Raw genomic sequence first — 24,408 nt, 5'->3', positions numbered from 1 at the left:
ACGTTCGGGTTGTGGTGTTGGGAGACGAGGGGGTATGCCGGGTCAGCCGCACTGGGCGGCCGGGACGTAGTCCTCCTCGGGCTGGTCGACGAACACGCCGGCGGCCTCCATGGCGTCCCACATGCGCGTGACGATCTCGCCGGCGCGGGTGAGTAGCCGGGCCTCGTCGATGTCCATCGCGATGCCGTCGCGGACCTGCCAGTGCCCGTCGGTCATGACGTTGCGGACGGAGAGCCCGTTGGCGTAGAGCAGGTGGTTGAGCGGCTCCCGCGGGGCCGTCCCGACACCGACGAGCAGGCCGCTCACGTCGATGCTCGTGAGGTCGGCCTTGGCGCCGGCGCGGATGCGGCCGAGATCGGCTCGGCCCAGGCCTCGTGCGGCGTTGCGGGTCGCGGCCTCGATCGCGGTGTGGACCGAGGGGCGGACCATCGGGACGGGGGTGGTGTCGCCGAGGAAGTCCGCTCGGATGCGGCCGTAGATCACGGCCAGCTTGAGGTTCTCGATGTAGTCGTTCGAGTGCGTGTCGAGCCCCAGCCCGGAGTTCACCCCGGCGCCGAGAGCCTCGGGCCATGGCCACTGCGCCGGGGTGACCCCGGCGCCCGTGCCGGATGGGCAGTTGGCGAACGTGAAGTGCTCGTTCGCGAGGATCGGCAGGTCGCGGGCGAAGTCGATGCCGAGCAGGTGGGCACCGAACACCCGGACCGAGCCGTCGAAGATGCCGAGGCTCTCGAGCCACGGCACCTCGTCATGACCCCACAGCCGGTTGAGGGCGACAGTGTCGGGCTGGGGCGCCCGGCCGTAGCCCGACTGCAGGTGGATGTGCAGGCCGTGCAGCTCGCGCGCCGCTTCCTTCATCGCGAGGTAGGTCTCGGGCGTGTGCACGACGTTCGTCGCCGGGGCCATCATCGGACGGATCCGGCCGTCGTCGACGCCGTTGATCGTCCGTGCGTAGGCGAGGTTCGCGGCGATCTCGGCCAGGGTGTCCGGGACGGAGTCGAACAGGACCGAGTCGTCGGTGCCTCGCTTCCAGATCGGCAGGATCCGCTTCATCCCCGGGACGGCGCCGGACGGGTAGCCGCGGACGCCCAGCTCACGCGCGACCCGCACGTAGGACTGCATGGCGTAGAGGCTCTTGGACATCTCGACCTGCGTCGTGCACCCGCCGCGCAGGATCTCGACGAAGTTCACTGCCGTCATCACGTCGAGGTCCTCGGTCGACAGGTCGTCGAGCATGACCATCGCGTGGAGGAACTGCCGTCCCTGACGCTGCTCGGGGACCTTGCTCATCGGCGTGAGGTTGCCCTCGACGTAGCCCCTCGTGACGAGGCCGCCGGCCACGTGGCTGTGCATCGAGATCAGGCCCGGCAGGAGCAGCTGGCCGGAGAGCTCGATGCGCTGGTCCGTGGAGCCGCGCTGCGGGCGCACCTCGGCGATGACGTCGTCGACCACGACGACCTCGTGGTCGCGAAGCAGCGTGAGCTCGTCATCCGGACCCTCGGTGAGGACCCAGCTCGGCGACAGGACGAGGGGCTCGGACGGGCGTCGGCGGGCCTCCGGACGACGGAGCTCGCGCAGGGCCTCTGATCGACGGGCGCGCTCCTGCACGTGCTCCGCCAGCGCGACGGCCTGGCTGTCAATGGTCACGGTGATCCCTTTCTGAGGTGAGCGTGGCAGTAAGTATATGGTCGACCATCGACCACAACAACGGGCCAAATGACTTCATAACGGACTACTTGTTGGGTTTGGGCTGTGGGTGCTGTGGGACCTGGGCCGCGGGAGGCCTTAGTCGAGTGGGCGCTCCGTCACACCCTTCACGTGACCTGTGGGGCACAGGTGACCGGTGTGACGGAGCGCCCACTCGACGCTGTGTGGGCGGCAGACGGATGGGGCTGGTGTGACGGAGCGCCCACTCGATGCGGTGTGGGCGGCATACGGATGGGGCGGGTGGGGCGGGGCGGCCACTCGACGCGGTGTGGGCGGCATACGGATGGGGCTGGTGTGACGGAGCGCCCACTCGACGTTGGTGTGGGCGGCATACGGATGGGGCTGGTGGGGCGGGGCGGCCACTCGACGCGGTGTGGGCGGCATACGGATGGGGCGGGTGGGGCGGGGCGGCCACTCGACCGGGGGGTTGCGGGGTGTGGCGGCATACGGATGGGGCGGGTGGGGCGGGGCGCTCACTCGACCGAGGGCTGGGGGACGTAGGCCATGGGGCGGGTGGGGGCGTCCGACCGGCTCGTGACCGGAGCGGCATTCCGCGGGGCGGTCGCTGCGCCGTCGCGCGCAACGACGACGCCGCCCTTGACGACGAGCCGGCGCACCGGCCGGGTGGCCACGGCCTCACCAAGGCTCGCCGCGTCGACGAGGAAGAAGTCGGCCGGACGGCCCGGCTCGATCCCGTGGATCTCGCGGCCGAGCGCGACGGCGCCGCCGCGCACGGCGACGTCGAAGGCGCTGGCGATCTGGTCGTCGGTGCGAAAGCCGCTCCGATAAGCCAGGTGGAAGGTCCGCTCGAGCATGTCGCCGGTGCCGTACGGACCCCAGAGGTCCCGGATGCCGTCGTTTCCGGCGGCGACGTTGACACCCCGCTGCGCGAGGCGCTCGATCGGCAGCACGGGAGTGTTGTAGACCGTCGCAGTCACGAGAGAGATCTGCTCCTGCGCGAGTCCCTGCGCGATCCGGTTCGCCTGGGCTTGGTCGATCTCCGCGATCGCGACCGCATGCGACAGCGCGACCCGACCCTGCAGCCCGTGTTGACGCGTGCGCTCGATGACCAGCTCCATCGCGTACGCGCCGAGCGTGCCGCGTTCGTGCAGGTGGATGTCGACCTTGGCGCCGTACTTCTCGGCGAGGCCGAAGACGAGGTCGAGGTGTCGCACCGCATCGCGCTCGACGGCCGAGGGGTCGATCCCGCCGATGCACTGGGCGAGCCCTGCCTGGAGTGCGGCTTCGAGCAGCTCTGCCGTGCCCGGGCGGGTCAGCAGGCCACCTTGGGGAAACGCCACCTGCTCGATGTCGAGTGTGCCGCTGAGCTCGGCCGCGACATCACGGACCAGCTCGAGGCCCGCCAGGCCGATCTCCGGGTCGACGTCGGTGTGGGTCCGCACCGCCGTCGTGCCGCACGCGACCATCTGCAGGGCGAGCGCCGCGACGGCGTCACGACCCGGCAGTCCGAGCTCCTCGCGCCGGCCCTCACCATTGGCGATCCGATCAGCAAGCGCCGGCCCCGCCGAGTGTGGCACCCACGGCCGTCCCCACAACGTCTTGTCGAGGTGGCAGTGTGCGTCGATCATGCCGGGCAGGATGAGTGAGCCATGTCCTTCTTCGACTCCGTCCGCACGGTCGGGCGGGATCGGTCCCCCCGCGGCGGGGACGACTGCTTCGATCACACCGTCCTCGATGTGGACGTCGACGGGTGGCTCTCTGTGGACGAGGCGTACGTTGCGGACGACGAGCGAGCCGCGGTACGGGCTGTCGGACATGTGTCCCTCCATGGGATTTGGACTATGGTAGACCATATTCATCAGACTGCAGGTGCTGGGATCAGGTGCTTGGACCGGGTGCTTGGATCAGGTGCTGGGATCGGGTGCTGGGATCAGGTGGCGGGATCAGGAAATGACGTGCAACGACCTACAACAGCGAAAGAGAGCTGGTGATGGCGCTCGAAGCAGGCACGACCCTCGGATCGAGGTTCCGCTCACTCCGGGACGAGGTGGCGGACAACCTCCGCGAACGGATCATCGACGGCGACCTGCCCCCGGAGCAGCGGCTGGTCGAGCGCGACCTGTCGGACGAGCTGGAGGTGTCGCGGATTACGATCCGGGAGGCCTTCCAGACGCTCGCCGTCGAGGGCCTGGTCACGCTGAACGCCCGTCGTGGCGCAGCGGTGACGCCCTTCGGCCGTGACGAGGTGCGCAACCTCCTCGAGCTGCGGGAGCCGCTCGAAGGCCTGGCCGCCCGGCTGGCGGCGCTGCGGCATACGGATCGCGACGCCGACCGGCTGCGGTCGACCCTGACGCTGTCGCGGGAGCTGCTCGACGAGCGCGACTCTCGTGGGGCGTCGGCGGCCAACCTGGCCTTCCACGAGGCGGTGGGTCAGGCCAGCGGCAACCCGCTGCTCTTGTCGAGCATCGTCGGTCTGCACAGCCAGCTGCGCCGGCTCTTCCGAACCACGCCCCAGCTGCAGCGCGACCACGTCGACGAGCATGCGCGGATCCTCGACGCGATCCTGGCCCGCGACCCGGAAGGTGCCGAGGCGCTGTCGCGGGCGCACCTGCAGTCGGCCACTGCGGTGACCATGGCGCACTTCGGCAGGTAGCAATGGCGTCTCCGGGACGGATGGCTCCACTGGGTTTGATCTCTCCACTGGGTTGAGCTCTCGATGTCTTACACATTCGTGACGGTCGTCACGAGCAAGCAAGACTGAGGCTAGAGGCAGACGGGGCGACCTGGCAAGGCCTGTCCGCGGACGGTCCGGTCGGTGCCAGGTGCCGCGGGCGCTCAGCGGTGCCGGATGCGCAGGACGCCGGTCAGCATCGGGAGGGTGAACTCACCGCTCGCGGTCTCCGGTGTACTGCCGAGGAAGGCGCGGATCCGGCCGAGCGTGGCCTCACGTTCCGGCGGTGGCATGACCAGCATCCCCGCGCGCGTCGCGAGCGTCTCGACGAGAGAGTCCGCGGTGCGTCGCTGACCATGGGGGAACTCGGCCTGCTCCGGCGAGCCGAACCACTCTTCGCCGTGCCGGGGGAGGTGCAGGTCTGCGGTCGCGGCGCGCCAGCTGCTGAGGGTGTCTCGAGGGCCGATGGCGGCGGGCCCGCTGACCCGCTCGAGTCCGGCGACCCAGCCGACGCGGTCGTCCAGGACGTTCCAGAGGCCCGCGAGAATGCCCCCGGGCGCCAGGACCCTGGCCACCTCTGGCCCGGCGACCGCCATGTCGAACCAGTGCAAGGCGTTGCCGGCGAGCACTGCGTCGACAGACGCATCGGGCAGCGGTATCGCCTCGGCGCGCCCGGGCAGGGCTCGGACGGACGGCCAGGCGGCGCGCAGCTGCGCCAACATGGCCGGGTCGGGCTCGACCGCGACGACGTCCGCGTCGAGCGCGACCAGCGTGCCAGTCAGCTTTCCGGTGCCGGCGCCGAGGTCGAGCACCCGGGCGCCGGGCGCGGCCTCGAGCGCCCAGCGTGCCGCGGCGCGCGCGTAGTCCGGGCGATGCTCCGCGTATGCCGCTGCCACCGTGCCGAACGACGTTGCCTGATGACCGCGCGTGTCCTGTTCCATGCGTGCTCCGATTCGCGTCGGTGGACGAAACCTCAACTGCTGCAATGAGATCAGAACCATCGTGATGCCTCAACTTCGTATCCACAGGCTTCGGTGGGCGGCGATCGAGGCTGGTCGCTTCACTCGCTGGTCGCCGCGCTGTCGGTGCGACGTGGCAGCCTTCGAGGGTGGAGATCAGATACCTACAGCCCGAAGGTCTCGTGCGGAGCCCGGCGTTCAGCCATGCCGTCGTCATCCCGCCCGGCGCGACGACGATCTACGTGGGTGGCCAGAACGGTGTGGACGAGAGCGGCAAAGTCGTTGCGAGCGATGACGTCTCGGCCCAAGCGGTGCGGGCCATCGACAACGTCGAGACCGCCCTCGGTGCCGCCGGGGCGACCCTTGGCGACGTCGTCTCCTGGACGGTGCTCATCTCGGCGGACGCCGACCTCGGTGCTGCCTACGGGGCGATCGCCCCGCGGCTGGCGCGCGCTGGCGCGCCGCCCCTCGTGACCGCAGCGCGGGTCGCCGGTCTGGGCGTGCCTGGAGCGCTCCTCGAGGTCAGCGCCATCGCAGCGATCGGTGACGCCTGACCGCACCTGCTCATCGCTGGGCATCTTCTGACGGCTCAGCATCTTCTGACGGCTCAGCATCTGCTGACGGCTCAGCCTCCACGGGCCCCGGGCTGACTTGGCGCCGCTACCCTTTCGCCATGCCGAGCGAGACTCCGGGTGCCTTCAAGCGGTGGTTCTGGCGTCCGCCGCGGCCTCATGGGGACACCGTCGCCGACCGTACGGTGAGCTTCCTCGAGCTCTTCTACGACCTCGTCTACGTCGCCGTCATCTCCCAGGCGGCGCACCACCTCGCCGAGCATGTCTCGGGTGCGGCCGTCGCGCAGTTCGCCGTCGTGTTCGGCCTGATCTGGGTGGCGTGGATCAACGGCTCGCTCTACATCGAGATCCACGGTCGCGACGACGGACGCACCCGCAGCGTCGTCTTCGCTCAGATGACCATCCTGGCGCTGCTGGCGGTCTTCACCGGCCACGCATCGGACGAGAGCGGTCCGGCCTTCGCCCTGGTGTATGCCGTCTTCCTGGCCGTCGTGACCTGGCTGTACGCCACGGTGCGGCGTGAGGAGCGCCGCGACCGACCCGAGTACGTCGGTGAGACGGGTCGCTACGTGACCGGCATGAGCGTCGCGGTCGTCGTGATCCTCGGCAGCGCCTTCCTGCCCGCCGGACCCCGGATGCTCGTCTGGGCGGCATTCGTCCTCGTGTGGTGCGCGTTCATGTTCGCGTTCGGTCGAGCGACGGTGAGCCTCAACCGCGGCATGCCGCCCACCGAGTCGCTCGTCGAGCGGTTCGGGCTGTTCACCATCATCGTTCTCGGCGAGGTCGTGTTCGGCGTCGTCAACGGGACGTCGTCCGCAGAGCACGACGTCAAGACGATCACCACGGGGCTGATCGCCTTGTGGATCGGTCTGGGCCTGTGGTGGATCTACTTCGACCTCGTCGGCCGCCGGTTGCCCCGGGACGAGGGTCCCGCCATCGCGAGCTGGCTGCTCAGCCACCTGCCCATCACACTGTCGGTCGCCGGTGCCGGCGCGGCGATGGTCAGCCTCATCGAGCACGCACACGAGCCCCGCACACCGGCGAGCAGCGCCTGGCTGCTGGCCGGGGCCGTCGCCGTCGGGCTGCTCGCGCTGTCCGTCACCGAGCGGACGCTCGTGGACGCACGGCTGCTGTCCGCCGTCTACCAGCCGGTGAGCAGGGCCATGTGGGCCGGGGCGGCCGCGGCGCTGGTGGTCGGTTGGACCCGGCCCGCGCCCTGGCTGCTGGCGCTGCTGCTCGTGGCGATCCTCTGCGTGCTGTGGGTCTTCGCCGTTCGCCGGTTCCTGCGCGCCAACGCGTGGGGCCAGGAGCAGTCCCACGCCGGCTAGGCACACTCGGCTGACCCGCCGGCGAGCGGGAGCGGCATACGCGACTTCTCCGGTGTGAGAGCGCGAGCCGGCGGGAGCCAGGAAGTCAGCAGGAAGGCCGGCAGGGCCAGGTGGACGTCCTGAGAAGATTCCTGGCAGGGGTGTCCGATCGGGGCGCTCGTGTTCGTAGAAGGGGTGAGCGGCCACCACGACGGCGGCCCCGAAACCACAGGAGATGACCGAGATGCAGTACCTGGTTTCCGTGATCGACGACCTCACCGGCTCCGCGACCTCCAGCGAGATGGCCGCCATCGACGAGTTCAACGAGGGGCTCCAGGCCGCGGGCCACTGGGTCTTCGCCGGTGGCCTCGGGGCACCGAGCACGGCCACGGTCATCGACAACCGTGACGGTCAGGCGATCTTCACCGACGGCCCCTTCGTGGAGACGAAGGAGTACCTCGTCGGCTTCTGGATCATCGAGGCCACCGACCTCGACGTCGCGCTCAAGCTCGCCGCCGAGGGATCGAGAGCCTGCAACCGCAAGGTCGAGGTGCGCCCGTTCCAGTGAGCGTGGCCGACGCCCGGGCGGCGATCACCCAGGCCCACCGCGACGAGTGGGCTCGGGTGGTCGCGGCTCTGACCAGGCGGTTCGGTGACCTCGACATCGCGGAGGAGGCGGCCGCCGAGGCGTTCGCGACCGCCGTGGAGCGGTGGCCCAGCCACGGCATACCTCCCAACCCCGGTGCCTGGCTGACGATGACCGCCAACCGCAAGGCCATCGACCGGATCCGGCGCGAGAGCAAGCGGGACGACAAGCACAAGGAGGCTCAGATGCTGTCCGACGAGCGGCCCGAGCCCCGCGGCGCCCTCGACGACGATCGCCTCCGTCTCTTCTTCACGTGCTGCCACCCGGCGCTCGCGATGGACACGCGGGTGGCGCTGACCCTGCGCATGGTCGGCGGGCTGACCGTCACCGAGATCGCGCGGGCGTTCCTGGTCCAGGACGCGGCCATGCGCCGGCGGATCACGCGAGCCAAGGGCAAGATCAAGGCGGCGCGCATCCCCTACCTCGTGCCGTCCGCGGAGGAGCTCCCGGCTCGCGTCGCCGGCGTGCTCGCCGTGCTCTTCCTCGTCTTCAACGAGGGCTACCTGGCGACCGGACCCGACGCCGATCCGGTTCGCCACGACCTGACGGCCGAAGCGATCCGGCTGACCCGCCTGGTCCGAGCCCTCCTGCCGGGGGACGGTGAGGTGGCCGGGCTGCTCGCACTGATGCTGCTCACCGAGGCCCGTCGGTGTGCTCGCGTCTCGGCGACCGGAGAGCTGGTGGCCCTCGACGAGCAGGACCGCGGGGCGTGGGACGCGGCGTTGGTCGAGGAGGGGCACCGGCTGGTGCGCGAGCGGCTGGCCACCGGGGCTGCTCCGGGGCGCTACCAGATCCTGGCCGCGATCAACGCGGTGCACACCTCGGCCCGTGACGTCCGGGATACCGACTGGTCGCAGGTCGTCGCGCTCTACGACCAGCTCGTCCGCCTCGACCCGTCGCCGATCATCGCGCTCAACCGGGCCGTCGCGGTCGCCGAGCTGGACGGCCCGGACGTCGCCCTGGCGATCGTCGACCGGCTCGGCGACCGCCTGGCCGGCTACCACGCCTTCCATGCGGCGCGCGCGGACCTGCTTCGCCGCGTCGGGCGAAGCCAGGAGGCGCGCGGCGCGTACGACGAGGCCATCAGACTCGCGGGCAACACGGCCGAGGTCGCTGCCCTCAGTCGCCGTCGCGACCAGCTGGGCTGAAGTTCTCAGTGGCGTCGGTGGTTCTCAGTGGCGTCGCAAGTTTTCAGCGGCGTCGCAGGGCTCCGGCGTCGCTAGCCTTCAACGCGACCGCTGAGCCCGAGCCCGGAACGCGATGTCGGATTCGGATGCCGCCGTTCGTGGAGAGGGTAGAGGGTGGCCACGGAGGCCATCCGGCAAAGGAGGAGACCATGACCGAGTACCTCATCGCCTTCAACGGCGAGTGGGTGCCAGAGCACACGGAGGAGCAGCTCCGCGAGAAGGGCAGGACGGTTCGCGCGCTGGTGGACGAGATGAAGGCTGCCGGGGTCTTCATCTTCACCGGCGGCCTGGACGACGAGGCGCCGGTGTTCAGTGTCGATGCCTCGAGCGGCCGGCCACTGTTCACCGACGGTCCGTTCGCCGAGTCCAAAGAACACCTGGGCGGCTTCGCCGTCGTGGATGTGGCCGACGAGGAGGTGGCGCGTCTCTGGGCGGGACGAATCGCGCAGGCCTGCGGCTGGCCGCAGGAGGTGCGACGCTTCCGAAGGCCGTTCGAGCCGCTGGAGACTCCTTGACGGGGCCTGCGGGCGTTCCGGCGGCGAAGCGCAGCGCCGGAACGGCGAGCCCGGCCGACAGCGGTGAGGCGATCACCCGCGCCCACCACGAGGAGTGGGCCCGCGTGGTCGCCGCTCTGGCCAGGCAGTTCGGCGATCTCGACATCGCCGAGGAGGCTGCGGCAGAGGCCTTCGCGACGGCCGTCGAACGGTGGCAGGCCGATGGCGTCCCGCCGAACCCGGGTGGCTGGCTCATCACCACCGCGCGCCGCAAGGCGCTGGACCGGATCAGGCGCGAGACCAAGCGCGAGGACAAGCAGATACGGGCCCAGCTGATGAACGACGTCCAGCCCGATCCGGTGGGTGCCGTGGAAGACGAGCGGCTTCGACTGATCTTCACCTGCTGCCACCCGGCGCTCGCACCGGAGGCCCGCGTGGCTCTGACGCTGCGCCTGGTCGGCGGTCTGACGGTGGCGGAGATCGCCCGCGCCTTCCTGGTGCAGGAGGCCACCCTCGGGCAGCGGATCACCCGTGCGAAGGCGAAGATCAAGGCGGCCCGCATCCCATACCGAGTGCCGAGCGCGGAGGATCTGCCGCGACGGGTCTCCGGCGTGCTCGCCGTCCTCTATCTCGTGTTCAACGAGGGCTACCTGGCGAGCGGCCCGGACACCGACCCGGTGCGACACGACCTGACCGCCGAGGCCATTCGCCTCGCCCGGCTGCTACGTGAGCTCCTGCCGGACGACGGCGAGGTGGCCGGCCTGCTGGCGCTGATGCTGCTGATCGAAGCCCGTCACACCGCCCGCGTCTCGCCGGCCGGCGAGCTGGTCACCCTCGACGAGCAGGACCGCGGAGCCTGGGACGCCGCGCTGGTAGCCGAGGGTCATCGGCTGGTGATGGAGCGCATGGCCTCGGGCCAGGCCCCGGGCCCGTATCAGCTCCTGGCCGCGATCAACGCCGTGCACAGCGAGGCCCGCGACGCCCGCGACACCGACTGGTCGCTCATCGTGACCCTCTATGACCGGCTCGTTCGCCTCGACCCGTCGCCGATCGTCGCCCTCAACCGAGCCGTTGCGGTAGCGGAGCTCGAGGGTCCCGACGTCGCTCTCGCGACCGTCGACCGCCTCCAGAGCGCGCTGGTCGACTACCACGCCTACTTCGTGGTTCGAGCCGACCTGCTGCGCCGGCTCGGCCGCGACACGGAGTCGCGGGCGGCATACGACAGAGCCATCGAGCTGGCGGGCAACACCGCCGAGCGAGCCTTGCTGACCCGCCGCCGTGACCAGCTCGACTGATCCTCAGCTCGACTGATCCTCAGCTCGACCCATCCTCAGTTCGGCTGATCTTCAGCTGAGCGAGGATCCCCGGCCGAGCGCCTTGCGCAGCCACAGCTCGATGCCGGCGATGTGCACGGTCGACCACGACCGAGCCACATCGGGCTCGCGGGCCGCGATGGCATCGACGATGGCGTGGTGCTCGGCCATGGTGCGTTCGACGGCGTCGGTCTGGGTCAGGCCGCGCCATACCCGCGCCCGCTGCGTCGGGCCGGTCAGGCTGTCCAGCAGGGAGCCGATGACGGGGTTGCCGGAGCCGTTGGCGATCGTGCGGTGGAACTCCATGTCGGCGGCCACGAGGTCGTCGATCGAGGGCGCCTCGTCGATCGCGGCGAGCTGAGCCCGCAGGGCCACGATGGCCTCGTCGCTCATGCGCAGCGCCGCCATGGCGGTCGCGGCCGGCTCGATGATGCGGCGGACCTCGAGGAACTGCAGGACGGTGTCGTCCTGGTGGAAGTCGACGACGAACTCCATCGCGCCCATGAGCAGCGACGGCTGCAGGCTCGTCACATAGGTCCCGTCGCCCTGCCGGACATCGAGGACATGGATGAGGGAGAGGGCTTTGACCGCCTCGCGAAGGCTGTTGCGCGACAGGCCGAGCCGGTCCGCGAGGTCGGCCTCGCGAGGAAGCCGGTCACCTGGTCGCAGGTCGCCGGAGACGATCATCTCCTTGATCTTGGTGATCGCCTCATCGGTCACGGCCATGGGAGTCAGCCTTCTGCGCTGTGGGGTGGGTGGGACGTGCTTGCAGCGTAGGGCAGCCGGGCGCGCGCCTCAGGGGCGGCGACACGCCCGGCTCCCTACTCAGGGGGTCACTGGTAGAGGACGGCCTGGATCTTCGGGTCGTTGATGTTCGTCTTGTCGTACCAGTAGAAGCCCGTGTCGATCGACTTCTCGAGGCTTTCGCCCTTGATCGCCTTCATGGCGGCCTTGACGAGCTCTTCGCCCATGCCGACCGGGTTCTGCGTGATGGCGCCGGCCATGAGACCGGAGTTGATCGCGTCGATCTGGGCCTTGCCGGAGTCGAAGCCGACGATGGTGATGCCGGTCTTGCCCGACTCCTGCACACCCTTGACGACGCCGATGGCCGAGCCTTCGTTGGAGCCGTAGATGCCCTTGACGTCCGGGTTGGCGGCGATGATCGACTTGGTGATGTCGGCGGACTTCGCCTGGTCGCCGTCGCCGTACTGGACGGGTAGCAGCGTGATGCCGGGAGCGTTGGCCTTCATCCAGTCGATGAAGCCGTCGCGACGCTGCTGGCCCGTGAGGCTCGTCTGGTCGTGGACGACCATGGCGACCTTGCCCTGGCCGCCGAGCAGGTCGGACATGTGCTTGGCCGCCTCGGCAGCGGCCGCCTTGTTGTCGGTGGCAGCGGTCGTCAGGGGTACGTCGGACTCGACGCCGGAGTCGAAGGCGATGACGGGGATGTTCTGCGACTTCGCCTGCTGCAGAAGGCCTTCGGCCGCCTTGGAGTCGAGCGCGGCGAAGCCGAGTGCGGCCGGCTTCTTCGCGATGGCGTTGGTCAGCATCGTGATCTGTGCCTCGACCTCCTTCTCGGTCGCCGGGCCCTCGAAGGTGATGGTGGCGCCCTGCTTGGCCGCCTCCTGCTCGGCACCCTTCTTCACGGCCTGCCAGAACTGGTGCTGGAAGCCCTTGGAGACGATGGCGATGTAGGGCTTGTCGCCGCCGGCACCGCCGGTGGAGCCCGAGGAGCTGCCGGTGCTCTGGCCACACGCGGCGAGCGCGAGGGCGAGCGCGGAGACTGCCGCGGCCGTCAGGACATGACGTCTGCGCATGGTGGTACTCACTTACTTACGGTGGGTTCTTACCGTGGTGAATGGCCAGCTGGCCGTGGGTTTTCCGGCTCGCACCGGAGATCAGGTCGCCGCCCGCTTGCGCGCCATATCGGCGTAGACGGCGACGAGGATGACGACCCCGAGGATGACGTTCTGCCATTCCTGGGGGATGGACATGAGCTGCAGCCCGTTGTTGAGCACGGAGATGATGAGGGCGCCGATGACGGTGCCGACGATCGACCCCTTGCCGCCCGCGAGCGACGTGCCGCCGATGACGACGGCCGCGATGGCCTGCAGCTCGTAGCCGGCCCCGGTCGCCGGCTGGGCCGACCCGAGCCGGGCCGAGATCATCACGCCGGCCAGGCCCGTGAAAAGACCCGCGAGCGTGTAGATGACGATCTTCCACCGCGCGACGTTGATGCCCGAGAGGGCGGTCGCCTCCTCGTTGCTGCCGATGGCGAACGTGTAGCGGCCGAGGATGGTGCGGCGGATGAGTATGCCGGCGACGACGGTCGCGATGATGAGCACGAGGACGGCGTTGGGGAAGTTCACCCCGGGGATGAGGTTGCCCGTCGACAGCTGGAGGTAGCCCGGGGAGTCGTTGAAGTAGATGGGTGCGCTGTGCGAGACCACCAGGGCCAGGCCCTGCGCGACGAGCATCATGGCGAGGGTTGCGATGAAGGGCGGTAGGCCCAGTCGGGCGACGTTGACACCGTTGACGAGACCGATGAGCCCGCCGAAGGCGATCGTGAGCAGGACTCCGACCGGCCACGGGATGTGCCAGTTGACGATGAACTGGCCAGCCATGACCGCACAGAGGGCCATTCCCGTGCCGATCGACAGGTCGATGCCGCCGGTGATGATGACGAACGTCGTGCCGAGGGCGAGCAGGCCGATCACGACGGTCGAGAAGAGGACGTTGATGATGTTGCCGTAGGTCAGGAAGGTCGGGCTGGCGACCGAGAAGAAGATGCCGATGACGACCAGACTGGCGAACGCGAGCAGCTGCTGGAGCCGGTCGCGCAGGGTGGAGGTCGGACCGGTCGGTGCCGCGCTCACGGCGCGCGTCTGCGACGTGGTGTCAGTGGTCATGGCTGTCCTGCCTCGTATGCCGTGTGGTCGGGTTTCGGGTCGACCGTGCGGTCGAGGTCGGGCTGGTCTGGCTGGCCTGGCTCGTCTGGCTAGCCTGGCTCGTCTGGTCGCAGGGTGGCCAGGTGCATCACGCGCTCCTGCGTCGCCTCGCTGTGCGACAGCTCTCCGGTGATGCGGCCCTCGCTCATGACGACGACCCGGTGGGCCATGCGCAGCACCTCGGGCAGCTCGGAAGAGATCATGATGATCGACTTCCCTTGCGCGGCAAGGTCGTTCAGGAGGCGGTAGATCTCCTCCTTGGCGCCGACGTCGATGCCGCGGGTGGGCTCGTCGAAGATGAGCACGTCGCAGTCCTTGGTCAGCCACTTGGCGATGACGACCTTCTGCTGGTTGCCGCCGGAGAGGTTGCGCACCGCCTGGCGGGTCGACGGGGTCTTGATGGCCAGGCCCGCCACCGACTGCGCCGCCGCGGCGGCGACCGCCTTGTCGTTGACGAACCCTCTGCGGGAGAACCGGTCGGCCAGCGAGGACAGAGCGATGTTGGTCTGCACCGACTGCTCGAGCATGAGACCCAGGCGCTTGCGGTCTTCGGAGAGGTAGCCGATGCCGAGCTCCGCCGCCCTGGCGGGGTTGGCGATCTGGACCTGGTCCCCGCGGAGCGTGATGCTGCCTGCGCTCACCGGGTCGGCGCCGACCAGCGCCCGGGCGACCTCGGTCCGGCCGGCGCCCATGAGCCCCGCGAAGCCGAGGATCTCGCCCCGTCGCAGCTCGAAGGTGACGTCGCGCAGCAGAGACTTGGTCGACAGCCCGCGCACCTCGAGCACCGGCTCACGGTCGTCGCGGACGTTCTCGGGTCGTGCCTCGGTCTGGATGGTGCGTCCGACCATCATCGAGATGACCTGGGGGAGCGACGTGCCCGCGGTGTCGACCGTGCCGACATAGCTTCCGTCGCGCAGTACGGTGATGCGTTGCGAGATCTCCTTGAGCTCGTCCATCCGGTGGGAGATGTAGATGACGCCGGTCGTGGGGCTGACGAACCGCCGGATCAGCCCGTGCAGCACCTCGACCTCGGCATCGTTGAGGGCAGCGGTCGGCTCGTCCATGATGAGGACCCGGGCGTCGTGCGAGAGGGCCTTGGCGATCTCGACCATCTGCTGCTTGGCGACGGTCAGCGAGCCGACCAGGACCCTCGGGTCGAGGGCCAGGCCCAGGCGGTCGAGCAGGTCGCCTGCCGCGACGTTCAGCTCGCGGTCCCGCGTGAAGAACCCGGCGCGGCGAGGCTCGCGGCCGATGAACACGTTCTGCGCGACCGTGAGGTCGGGCATGAGGTTGAACTCCTGGTGGATGATGCTGATCCCGAGATCCTCGGCGTGCTTGGGGCTCTCCGGTGTGAACTCCTGCCCGCCGAGGCGGAACCGCCCGGCGTCCGGAACATAGATGCCGGAGAGCAGCTTCATCAGCGTCGACTTGCCCGCGCCGTTCTCACCGACGAGCGCGAGCACCTCCCCGTGGCGGAGGTCGAGATGGACGTCGCGCAGCGCCTGCACGCCGGGGAACCCCTTGCTGACGCCCACGAGCTCGAGCAGCACGGCCGGGCCACTGCCGGCGGGGCCCGTCACGCTGGAGCCTGTCACATCGGGGCTGGTGCCGCTCGGGCCGGTCACGGCGCGGCCTCCGTCGGTGCCTGGGTCACGAGGCCCTTGCGGTAGACAGCGTTCCCGTACACGCGGGTCTCGCCCGTGCGCAACACGAGCTGGGCCCGCTTGACCAGGTCGTAGTAGTCGAAGCGGTCGACGAACCGCACGTCGTCGAGGGCAGCTCCGGCTGCCGTCGCGAGCTGCTCCTGCACCGGGAGCACCGAGCCGTCGGCCGAGGTCATCAGGTCCAGTGCTGGGGTGTCGTCGGGCGGCAGCACCGACCGGACCGCTGCGAGCACCTCGGGTGAGGTCGTGCCCGGCAGGTCGATGACGACCCGGCCCAGACGAGCCGCCGGAAAGTGTGCGTCGACGACGGCGACAGAGTCCGAGTGCCCCATCGCGTCGAGGTGGAGCAGCACGGGCCCGGTGAGGAGCGGGTTCACTCCTTGCAGCAATCCGATCACATCCTTGGAATCGTTCAGTGGTGCAGGTCGCTGGAAGGTCAGGCGGGATCAAGTCCCAGTCGGTAAGTGCGTGATCCGGTGCGCCACCACAGGTCCGCCTGCTCGTCCGGGCTCAGCTCACCGATGAGCTCGCCGAGGACCATCACGGTGCCTGCGTAGCCGGATCCGGTGACGGTGATCGGCCAGTCGCTGCCGAACATCAGACGAGAGGTCCCGAAGGCGTCGAGCGCGATGTCCCAGACGCTGCGAACTGCATCGGCAGACCAGGGCTGGCCGGCCAGCTCCAGTCCGGACACCTTGGCGACGACGTTCTCGTGCTGGGCGACCTCCCGCACCGCTCGCTCCCAGGCGTCCAGGTCTTTGGTGCCGCGTGGGGGCTTGGCGAGGTGGTCCACGACCAGGACGAGGTCGTCGACAGCCTGTGCCGCCTGGCGCGCGCCCTCGAGCTGCCTCGGGAACGCATCCGGCACGTCGAGCGGGATCCCTTGAGCAGCAAGGATCTTCAGTGTCTGTTGCACACTGGTTAGGCCAAGCATATTGTCACGTGGGTCGTCGTGGACGAGCTGCCGGATGCCGCAGAATGCCGGTGACGCAGCCCATTCGGCCAGAGCAGCCTCAGCACCTCCCGGGTCCTCGAGGTCGACCCAGCCGACGACGCCGGCGACCCAGTCGTGGGCCTGCGCGACCTCCAGCATCGCGCGGGTGTCGGCAGCGGAGTCAGCCGCCTGGACAAGGACGGCCCGGTCGACTCGCGCCGAGCGCAGCTCGGCCTCGGCGCGCTCGGGGGTGAATGCGGCATACAGCGGTCCGTGGTCCGGCGTGAGCCACGTGTAGACGCCGAGGGTGGGGTCCCACAGGTGCAGGTGGGTGTCGAGACGGAGCTCGTGGAGGCTCACGTGGTCACCTCGTGACTGCGCTCCCCGAGCAGGCCTTCGGCGGCGAGGGCCTGCCACAACGCCGGGTCGGGGGTGGCGGCGGCCCGTTCGACGTTCTCCCGCACGTGGTCAGGGGTGCGGGCGCCGAAGACGACCGAGGTGACCGCGGGGTCGAGGGCGGCGTAGTGCAGCGCGGCCGTGGGCAGGTCGGTGCCGTGCGCCTCGCACACGTCGGCGAGTCGCTGGGCCCGGGCCACGAGGTCGGCGGGCGCGGCCGCGTAGTCGAACGTGCCCGAGGGCCGCCGGGTCGCGAGGAGCCCCGAGTTGTAGACGGCGGTCGCGGCGACGGCGATGCCGCGCTCGCGGCACTGGGGGAGCAGGCTCCGAGTCGCGGTGTGGTCGATGAGGGTATGCCGCCCGGCGACCATCAGCTCGTCCGTGACCTCGTGCGAGGCGCCGGCGAGCAGCGCCGACTCGTCCATGGAGCCCACGCCGACGCGGGTCACGACGCGTTCGTCGCGCAGCTCTTCGAGGGCGCGCAGGCCCAGGTCGATGGCAGCTGCGGCGTCGGGAGACTTCTCCGGGTCGTGCAGGTAAAGGGTATGCACGTGGTCCAGCCCCATCCGGTCCAGCGACTCGGACAGTGACGCTCGCACTCCGGGCGCGCTGAAGTCCCAGACCCGTGTGAGGTCACCGGGCACGTCGAACAGGTCGGGGTCGCGCTCGCTCCCGCCGGGGTTGGGACGCAGCAGGCGCCCGACCTTGGTGGACACGCGGACCTCGCCCGGCGGCATACCTCGCAGGAATGCGCCGAGGCGTCGCTCGGCCAGACCGAGGCCGTAGTGGGGTGCCGTGTCGAAGGACCGGATGCCGCACTCCCAGGCCGTCTCGAGCACGACCTGAGCCTCCGTGTCGCTCATCGCGCGGCCGAGGTTGCCCAGCGTGGCGGTGCCGAGGGTGAGGGACTGGACGGGAAGGCCTGAGGGCAGACTCATCGGCGGACTCATCGGCAGGCTCATGAACGTGGAGGGATCTCGTACGCGGAGATGCTCGCAGGGTGCATCTCGGTGGAGGCTCCCGGGGTGGTCGGAGCCAGGTAGTGGCCATCGCGGATGACCACCGGCGTGACGAAGTGCTCGTGCAGGTGGTCGACATACTCGATGACTCGCCCGTCCGTCGTGCCCGAGATCGCGACGTAGTCGAACATCGACAGGTGCTGCACGGCCTCGCAGAGTCCGACGCCCCCCGCGTGCGGGCAGACCCGAACGCCGAACTTGGCGGCAAGCAGGAGGATGGCGAGGTTCTCGTTGACTCCGGCGACTCGCGTCGCGTCGATCTGGAGGACCTGGATGGCGTCTGCCTGGAGGAACTGCTTGGCGAGGACGCGGTTCATCATGTGCTCGCCCGTCGCGATCGGGATCGGGGCGAGGGCCCTCGCGATCGCGGCGTGGCCGAGCACGTCGTCCGGGGAGGTCGGCTCCTCGACCCAGGCGATGTCAGGCGCGTCGAGGGCGCTCACCCACCGGATCGCCTCCTGGACGTCCCAGCGCTGGTTGGCGTCGATGGCGATGCGGATGTCGTCGCCGACAGCCGCGCGGGCGATCTCGAGGCGGCGGCGGTCGTCGTCGAGATCCGCGCCAACCTTGAGCTTGATCTGTGAGAACCCTTGTGCGACAGCCTCTTTGGCGAGCCGCTCCAGCTTTGCGTCGTCGTATCCGAGCCAGCCGGGGGTGGTGGTGTATGCCGGGTACCCGCGCTCCAGCAGCCGCGCGGTGCGGTCGGCCCGCCCGGGCTCTGCCGCCCGCAGGATGGCGATGGCCTCGTCCCGGGTGAGTGCGTCGGTGAGGTAGCGGAAGTCGACGCAGTCGACGATCTGCTCTGGGGTCATCGTCCCGAGCAGCTGCCACAGGGGCAGCCCGGCGCGCTTGGCCTTGAGGTCCCACAGCGCGTTGAGCACGGCGCCGATGGCCATGTGCATGACGCCCTTCTCCGGGCCGAGCCAGCGCAGCTGGGAGTCGTGGACGAAGCGCCGGGACGTGGCCCCCATGTCGTCGAGCAGCGGCTCGGCATCCTGGCCGACGAGGTACTCGCGCAGCGTCTCGATCGCGGCGACCTGGATGTCGTTGCCCCGGCCGATCGTGAAGACGAAGCCGTGGCCTTCGAGGCCGTCGTCGGCGTCGGTCACGAGCCGGACGTATGCCGCGGAGTAGTCAGGGTCGGGGTTCATCGCGTCGGACCCGTCCAGCATGAGCGACGTCGGGAAACGCACGTCGTGAGTCTGCAGGGCGATGAACCGGCTCATGTCTCTCCTCGTCGAGTGGGCTTGCGCTATGAAACATCCGATCTTTAGGGTGCGTCAAGTGCCAATGTTTCGTCGTGGGGCGCCGTTGCCCAGCACGGCTCCCCATGCGTCATCCACATGCATCCACAGTTCACCCCAACGACGTCGGAGGTCTGTTGTGAGACTTGCCCGGTTCGGCCCCATCGGCGCGGAGATCCCCGCGGTGCTGCACGACCTCCTCTGGAGGGACGCCCGTCCCGCGCTGGCCGCGCACCCGGAGCTGGCGGACGACTTCGGTCCGGCGTTCTTCGCTCACGACGGACTCGAGCACCTCGCAGGTGCCCAGGCCGACCTCGCGCCGCTGGACATCGACGGGGTGCGGCGAGGCGCCCCGATCGGGCGGCCGGGTGCCGTGCTCTGTATCGGCATGAACTATGCCGCCCATGCCGCCGAGTCCGGGTCGCTGCCGCCGGAGCAGCCCGTGTTGTTCCTCAAGCTGCCCAACACGGTCGTCGGGCCGGACGACGATGTGGCGATCCCACGGGGCAGCACGAAGACCGACTGGGAGGTGGAGCTCGGTGTCGTCATCGGGCGCAGGACCTCCTACCTCGACTCGCCCGAGGAAGCACTCACGCATGTGGCCGGCTTTGTCGCCGCCAACGACATCTCGGAGCGCCATTTCCAGCTCGCCGTGTCCGGCGGCCAGTGGAGCAAGGGCAAGTGCTGCGCCGGCTTCAGCCCGACCGGCCCCTGGCTCGTCACGCCCGACGAGGTCGACCACCAGGACCTCCGGTTGCGCAGCTGGGTCAACGGCTCGCCGCGCCAGGACTCCTCGACAGCTGACATGATCTTCGACGTCGCGACGATCGTGCATCACCTGAGCCAGTTCCTCGTGCTCGAGGCCGGCGACCTGGTGCTCACCGGGACGCCGGAAGGCGTCGGGCTGTCGGGCCGGTTCCCCTATCTCGCGGCAGGCGACGTGTGCGAGATCGAGATCGACGGACTGGGCCGGTCCCGTCAGCAGTTCGTCTGAGCCGCAAGCAGTCTCACTTCAAAGGAGCAGCATGAAGGACTTCGATGGATTGGTTGCCGTCGTCACGGGCGGCGCGTCGGGCATCGGCGCAGCGGTGGTCGCCGAGCTCGTCGACCGTGGTGCGCGGGTCGGCATCCTCGACCTTGATCCGACCGGCGTGACCGAGACCGACACGGTTGCGGTCGCGCGCTGCGACGTCGGCGACGACGACTCCGTGCGCGCTGCCGTCGAGGCGGTCGTCGGACGTTTCGGACGGCTCGATGTCGTCGTCAACAACGCGGGGATCGGAGCCCAGGGCGCCGTCGGCGACAACCCGGACGACGAGTGGCATCGAGTGTGGGATGTCAACGTCGTCGGCATCGTGCGCGTGACGCGCGCCGCCCTCCCGTATCTGCTCGTCTCGAACAGCGCGGCCGTCGTCAACACCGGCTCCATCGCGGCGACCCAGGGCCTGCCCCAGCGGGCGCTCTACTCGGCCAGCAAGGGCGCAGTGCACGCACTCACGCGAGCCATGGCGACCGATCATCTACAGGAGGGCATCCGCGTCAACGCGGTCGCCCCCGGCACGGCCGACACGCCGTGGGTCGCACGGCTTCTGGACAAGGCGGAGGACCCGGCTGCAGAGCGCGCGGCTCTCAACGCACGCCAGCCGCATGGTCGTCTCGTGTCGGCCGAGGAGGTCGCAGGTGCCGTTGCGTACCTGGCGTCGCCGAGGTCGGGCTCGACGAACGGGGTCTGCCTCGCCGTCGACGGCGGCATGGACAACCTCGTGCCACGCCCTCGGTCCTGACGGGCGTAGGTCCGTGCCCCGCCGGGGGCGGGTGTGGGGCGGGGGTGACAGGTGGAGGTCGGCTGGAGGTTGACCGAACCGCGGCCTGCTGGACAGTCGTGACCCTAGGTAGTTCACGGGCTCAGGACTGGTAGAAGGCCTGATGTGGTGCCCGGGTGCTCGCCCGGATCGTGGAAGACGCCGGCAGGGAGCCGGCACCACGATTTCAGGAGAGATCATGAACCGTCGCACCATGGCGATCACCGTGATCGCCGGCGCACTGATGGCCGGGACCCCCGCGCTCGCAGCGGCCCAACCGGCACCCGACCCGCCGCCGCGACACAGTGCGACCGGGCGGGACGCGGCCCTTGCCGACCTCGTGGCTGCCCACCGCACGGCGAGCGTGGCCGAGAAGAACCGCATCCACAGTGAGATCACCGTGATCCTGCATCACAACCGGCAGGGCTGGACCATCTGAGTCCTGGCCGTATCCCACAAGCCGCGCTGTCGATCGTCCTAGGCTGGAGGATCGACAGCGCGGCCGCCGGGAGGGATGCGGATGAGCGCATCCGGGATCGAGACTCCGATCGGACGCGAGTCCGAGCTCGCCACCGCCGAGGCGTTGCTCGATCCAATGGGTGCCGACGCCGACCCGGGGGCTCTGCCGCAGGCCCGCGCCCTGCTTGTCGTCGGGGACGCTGGCGTCGGCAAGACGACGCTGGTCCGGGCCATCCTGGCCGTCGCCGAGGGTCTCGGTCTGTCGACGGGCGAGGGACACTGCCTCGATCTGGCCACGGGGACCCCGTTCGCGCCGGTCAAGGAGGCGCTGCGTCAGGTCGTCGCGGCGATGACGCGGGTCGGCAGGCCGTTGCCGCCCGCGGCGCGATGGCTCTCGGACGACGACGTGATTCGGGGCGAGGCTCGTGAACGCCTCCTTGGTGCCACCTCGGCGCTCGCCATCGACCGGGGGCTGGTGCTGGTCATCGAGGACCTGCACTGGTCCGACCGCTCGACCAGGGACTACGCGTTGTCACTTGTCCGTACCAGCCGGGCTCCCGTACTCCTCGTGGTCACCGCGAGGAGCGACGACCTGGTCGGGGATCACCCCGGCCGGCCCGCGCTCTCCGAGATTGCCCTCTCCCCGGGTGCCGTGCGGCTCGACCTGGCCCCTCTCGATGCGGCCGGGGTAGCCCTATTGGCCGAGCGACGACTCGATCGGATGCTCGGCAAGGCCGACCTGGCGTCGGTGTTCAAGCGGTCGGGAGGCAATCCGCTCTACGCGGAGGAGATCATGAAGACCATCGGCGAGACCGTCCCGGCCTCGCTGCACGACCTGCTCGTCCGGCACGTCACGGCGCTGTCGGCGCCGGCCGCGGCAATCGTGCGCCTGGCGTCCGTCGGCGGCGGGGTGATTGACATCGACCTGTTGCGCGAGGCCTCCGGCCTGGACGCTGCGACCTTCGAGGCCCTTGTCCACGAGGCGCTCACGGCCGGCGTCTTCACCCGCCACGGTGACCTGTTCGAGTTTCGGCACGCCCTCATCCGCGACGCCGTCGAGGAAGACCTGCTGCCCAGCGAAAGGGTCGCCCTGCACCGGGAATACGTCGACGTCTTGCGCGAGCGTGCTCAGGTGGGATCGGCGGCCGCGCGGTGGCGAGCCAATGCGGCGCTCGCCGTACACGCCGAGGCTTCCGACGACGCCGGCACCGCCTTGAGCGCTCACGTCAAGGCCGGACTTGCTGCCAAGCAGCACGGCGCACCCGAAGCGGCCGACCACCTCGAGACAGCGCTCGTACTGTGGCCATCAGTGCCGAACGCCGCCGAGCTCGCAGGCTTTGCGGACGCGGAACTGGCCGCCCTCGCGGCCGAGTCCCTCAACGCCATAGAGGATGGCGAGCGCATCGGGCGGCTCCTGCGGGAAGCGAGGGACCGGCTCGATCACGTGACCGACCCGCTCGCGGCGAGTCGCGTCCTCACGATCTTCGCGAGAGACTGGCGCGACCGCGACGGGCTGATCGAGAGCCGGGCGGCCAGCGATCGCGCCATCGCCCTGGCATCCGACGAACCGAGCCAGGAGCTGGCGAAGGCCTGGTCGACGAAGGCCACACTCCACGTCCGCCGGCACGAGTTCGAGCAAGCGTTGAAGGCGGCCGAGAAGGGCACCACGATCGCCCACCGGGTTGGGTCGCCGCTGGCCGAGCACCATCTTCGATTCACGGCGGCCGTGGCACTGAATGAGCTCGGTCGGCTCTCGGCGGCCCGTGCAGCGACGAAGGTCGCTGTCGCGTTGGCCGAGCACGCTGCGGCTCCGGGGTACGCGCTCGCGGCGCAGGGAGAGCTCGCCCGGGAGCTGATCTGCGCCGGCCGGTTGGACGAGGGATGCGCCCTGGCCCGACAGGGCGAGGCAGCCGCGCTCCGCGAAGGACTTGCTTTTGTCGCCAATTTCAACGGAGAGGTAGAGCTGACGGCCCTCATCTGGCAAGGGCGGCTCGACGAGGCGAGGCAACGCCTCGACGAACTCATCCAGCGCGGATTCCACGAGAGCCGGCGCCGGGCGGCGGAGGTGAAGCTGCTAGTAACCCTTGGCGATCACGAGCCCGCCCTGGCTATGGAGGAACGCAGCATCGAGGCAGACATCCTGCCTAGCGTCTACGGGCAAGACAACGCCCTGCGCCGGGTGGATTTGTTCGAGCAGCTCGGGGACGTGGCTCGCGAGCTCGATGCCGCTCAGGTGCTGCTGGCCCACGCAGAGACGGAGGCGCCCGTGAGGGCGGCGATCCAGGCCCGGTGCGCGCTGCAGGCGCTCTGTGCAGCGGCCACCACCGGACACGCGACACCCGACGGGCTGGCGCAGACCGGAGCTGACGCCTTGGGGGTTGCCCGGCGCGGCCTCACCGAAGAGTGGGACCGATCCGTGTATGGCGCACAGTTCGCCATGGCCGAGGCGTATGCCGCTCGCTTAGACCATCGACCAGCGGTCGAGGAATGGGCGCGAGCCGTGGTCGTCGCCAAGCCGTTCGGTGCGTTCTTCGCCCTGCGCCCCCAGCTCGAGCTGGCGCGGGAGCAGCTGCGCCACGGGGAGCGCGACGCCGGCAAGGAGCAGCTTCTATCGGTCTGGCGGTCGGCCGAGCCCATGGGCGCACGCTGGTTCGCGGACCAGGCCATCGCCGAGGCGCGACGACACCGGGTCCCGCTGCCCGCCGCGCCGGACCGGCCGCCGAGCCCGCTGGACCGCCTCACTCCTCGCGAAACGGAGGTGCTCGGGCTGCTCGCCGAGGGGGCGACGAACCATGCGATCGCGAAAGCGCTCTCATCAGCGAGAAGACGGCCGCGCTGCACGTGAGCAGCATCCTGGCCAAGCTCGGCGTCGCCAACCGCGGCCAGGCGGCGGCAATCGCTCGACGGGCGACGGTCTGACGCTCGGCACGGGCAGCGTGGCACGGACTCCGCGCGGTTGCTGAGCAAGGGCATCCCGACAACCCCGCCGGCGCTGTGGCGGGGTGTGGGGCGGTGTAGCTAGAGGTGCCAGGTGATGCTGGTGGGGGTGGTGGTGGCGGTGAGGTTGCGTTGGTGCACGAGGGTGTGGTGTCGGCCGCACAGCAGGGCGCCGTTGGTCAGGTCGGTGT

Annotated in this window: 22 protein-coding genes; 11 read left to right on the top strand and 11 right to left on the bottom strand. The window is 69.8% G+C overall.

Annotated elements, in window-relative coordinates; all coding sequences use genetic code 11:
- Positions 1–42 precede the first annotated feature (42 nt).
- Entirely contained in the window at positions 43–1,644 is a 1,602-nt protein-coding gene (locus ACWEOW_RS00110; RefSeq protein WP_452267108.1) for an amidohydrolase family protein, read from the bottom strand.
- 533 nt (positions 1,645–2,177) lie between these two features.
- The gene (locus ACWEOW_RS00105) at positions 2,178–3,482 is read right to left on the bottom strand and encodes an amidohydrolase (RefSeq protein ID WP_452267107.1); all 1,305 of its coding nucleotides are present in this window, start codon (positions 3,480–3,482) and stop codon (positions 2,178–2,180) included.
- Positions 3,483–3,655: 173 nt separating this feature from the next.
- Between ACWEOW_RS00105 and ACWEOW_RS00100 the strand changes: the two genes are divergently transcribed.
- The gene (locus ACWEOW_RS00100) at positions 3,656–4,318 is read left to right on the top strand and encodes a GntR family transcriptional regulator (RefSeq protein ID WP_452267106.1); all 663 of its coding nucleotides are present in this window, start codon (positions 3,656–3,658) and stop codon (positions 4,316–4,318) included.
- A 182-nt stretch (positions 4,319–4,500) separates the two neighbouring features.
- On the opposite strand, the gene ACWEOW_RS00095 is transcribed toward ACWEOW_RS00100, so the two are convergent.
- Complete coding sequence (locus ACWEOW_RS00095) at positions 4,501–5,277, bottom strand: class I SAM-dependent methyltransferase (RefSeq protein ID WP_452267105.1); 777 nt, start codon at positions 5,275–5,277, stop codon at positions 4,501–4,503.
- Between the two features lie 167 nt (positions 5,278–5,444).
- Between ACWEOW_RS00095 and ACWEOW_RS00090 the strand changes: the two genes are divergently transcribed.
- The 6 genes from ACWEOW_RS00090 to ACWEOW_RS00065 all read left to right on the top strand — a co-directional run bounded on the left by ACWEOW_RS00090 (position 5,445) and on the right by ACWEOW_RS00065 (position 10,796).
- A complete protein-coding gene (locus tag ACWEOW_RS00090) occupies positions 5,445–5,849 on the top strand; it encodes a RidA family protein (RefSeq protein WP_452267104.1) in 405 nt (134 codons plus the stop codon).
- Between the two features lie 119 nt (positions 5,850–5,968).
- Positions 5,969–7,195 carry a low temperature requirement protein A gene (locus ACWEOW_RS00085; RefSeq protein ID WP_452267103.1) on the top strand — a complete coding sequence of 409 codons (1,227 nt, stop codon included), beginning with the start codon at positions 5,969–5,971 and terminating at the stop codon, positions 7,193–7,195.
- Between the two features lie 223 nt (positions 7,196–7,418).
- Positions 7,419–7,742, top strand: coding sequence for a YciI family protein (locus ACWEOW_RS00080; RefSeq protein ID WP_452267594.1), 324 nt, complete (start codon positions 7,419–7,421; stop codon positions 7,740–7,742).
- A 2-nt stretch (positions 7,743–7,744) separates the two neighbouring features.
- Positions 7,745–8,968, top strand: coding sequence for an RNA polymerase sigma factor (locus tag ACWEOW_RS00075; RefSeq protein ID WP_452267593.1), 1,224 nt, complete (start codon positions 7,745–7,747; stop codon positions 8,966–8,968).
- Positions 8,969–9,156: 188 nt separating this feature from the next.
- On the top strand, positions 9,157–9,522 hold the full coding sequence (locus tag ACWEOW_RS00070) for a YciI family protein (RefSeq protein WP_452267102.1): 366 nt from the start codon (positions 9,157–9,159) through the stop codon (positions 9,520–9,522).
- On the top strand, positions 9,519–10,796 hold the full coding sequence (locus ACWEOW_RS00065) for an RNA polymerase sigma factor (protein WP_452267101.1): 1,278 nt from the start codon (positions 9,519–9,521) through the stop codon (positions 10,794–10,796). Before ACWEOW_RS00070 ends, ACWEOW_RS00065 begins: the two co-directional genes overlap by 4 nt.
- Positions 10,797–10,847: 51 nt before the next feature.
- Here ACWEOW_RS00065 and ACWEOW_RS00060 read toward each other — a convergent pair whose 3' ends face one another.
- The 8 genes from ACWEOW_RS00060 to ACWEOW_RS00025 all read right to left on the bottom strand — a co-directional run bounded on the left by ACWEOW_RS00060 (position 10,848) and on the right by ACWEOW_RS00025 (position 19,001).
- Positions 10,848–11,540 carry a FadR/GntR family transcriptional regulator gene (locus ACWEOW_RS00060; protein WP_452267100.1) on the bottom strand — a complete coding sequence of 231 codons (693 nt, stop codon included), beginning with the start codon at positions 11,538–11,540 and terminating at the stop codon, positions 10,848–10,850.
- Between the two features lie 107 nt (positions 11,541–11,647).
- Positions 11,648–12,643 carry a substrate-binding domain-containing protein gene (locus ACWEOW_RS00055; RefSeq protein WP_452267099.1) on the bottom strand — a complete coding sequence of 332 codons (996 nt, stop codon included), beginning with the start codon at positions 12,641–12,643 and terminating at the stop codon, positions 11,648–11,650.
- A gap of 69 nt (positions 12,644–12,712) precedes the next feature.
- Positions 12,713–13,723: an ABC transporter permease gene (locus tag ACWEOW_RS00050; RefSeq protein WP_452267098.1), complete on the bottom strand. Its 1,011-nt coding sequence runs from the start codon at positions 13,721–13,723 to the stop codon at positions 12,713–12,715.
- 89 nt (positions 13,724–13,812) lie between these two features.
- A complete protein-coding gene (locus ACWEOW_RS00045; protein WP_452267097.1) occupies positions 13,813–15,387 on the bottom strand; it encodes a sugar ABC transporter ATP-binding protein in 1,575 nt (524 codons plus the stop codon).
- Positions 15,384–15,815, bottom strand: a complete 432-nt coding sequence (locus tag ACWEOW_RS00040) for an RbsD/FucU family protein (protein WP_452267096.1) — start codon at positions 15,813–15,815, stop codon at positions 15,384–15,386. Before ACWEOW_RS00040 ends, ACWEOW_RS00045 begins: the two co-directional genes overlap by 4 nt.
- A gap of 47 nt (positions 15,816–15,862) precedes the next feature.
- The gene (locus ACWEOW_RS00035; protein WP_452267095.1) at positions 15,863–16,720 is read right to left on the bottom strand and encodes an amidohydrolase family protein; all 858 of its coding nucleotides are present in this window, start codon (positions 16,718–16,720) and stop codon (positions 15,863–15,865) included.
- Positions 16,717–17,694 (bottom strand): aldo/keto reductase, encoded by a 978-nt coding sequence (locus ACWEOW_RS00030; protein WP_452267094.1) that lies wholly within the window; start codon positions 17,692–17,694, stop codon positions 16,717–16,719. The genes ACWEOW_RS00035 and ACWEOW_RS00030 overlap by 4 nt, the downstream gene beginning before the upstream one ends.
- Before the next feature lie 20 nt (positions 17,695–17,714).
- Positions 17,715–19,001 (bottom strand): enolase C-terminal domain-like protein, encoded by a 1,287-nt coding sequence (locus tag ACWEOW_RS00025; protein WP_452267093.1) that lies wholly within the window; start codon positions 18,999–19,001, stop codon positions 17,715–17,717.
- Between the two features lie 157 nt (positions 19,002–19,158).
- Here ACWEOW_RS00025 and ACWEOW_RS00020 point away from each other — a divergent pair, with 157 nt between their 5' ends.
- The 4 genes from ACWEOW_RS00020 (at position 19,159) to ACWEOW_RS00005 (ending at position 24,125) form a co-directional block, all read left to right on the top strand.
- Entirely contained in the window at positions 19,159–20,013 is an 855-nt protein-coding gene (locus tag ACWEOW_RS00020; protein WP_452267092.1) for a fumarylacetoacetate hydrolase family protein, read from the top strand.
- A gap of 31 nt (positions 20,014–20,044) precedes the next feature.
- Positions 20,045–20,803: an SDR family NAD(P)-dependent oxidoreductase gene (locus ACWEOW_RS00015; RefSeq protein ID WP_452267091.1), complete on the top strand. Its 759-nt coding sequence runs from the start codon at positions 20,045–20,047 to the stop codon at positions 20,801–20,803.
- A gap of 217 nt (positions 20,804–21,020) precedes the next feature.
- Complete coding sequence (locus tag ACWEOW_RS00010) at positions 21,021–21,260, top strand: hypothetical protein (RefSeq protein ID WP_452267090.1); 240 nt, start codon at positions 21,021–21,023, stop codon at positions 21,258–21,260.
- An 81-nt stretch (positions 21,261–21,341) separates the two neighbouring features.
- Positions 21,342–24,125: a helix-turn-helix transcriptional regulator gene (locus ACWEOW_RS00005; RefSeq protein ID WP_452267089.1), complete on the top strand. Its 2,784-nt coding sequence runs from the start codon at positions 21,342–21,344 to the stop codon at positions 24,123–24,125.
- Positions 24,126–24,408 lie beyond the last annotated feature (283 nt).

The organism is Monashia sp. NPDC004114, from assembly GCF_053603855.1.
The sequence above is the reverse complement of the archived record's forward strand: the minus strand, read 5'-3'. Positions and strand labels throughout refer to the sequence as shown.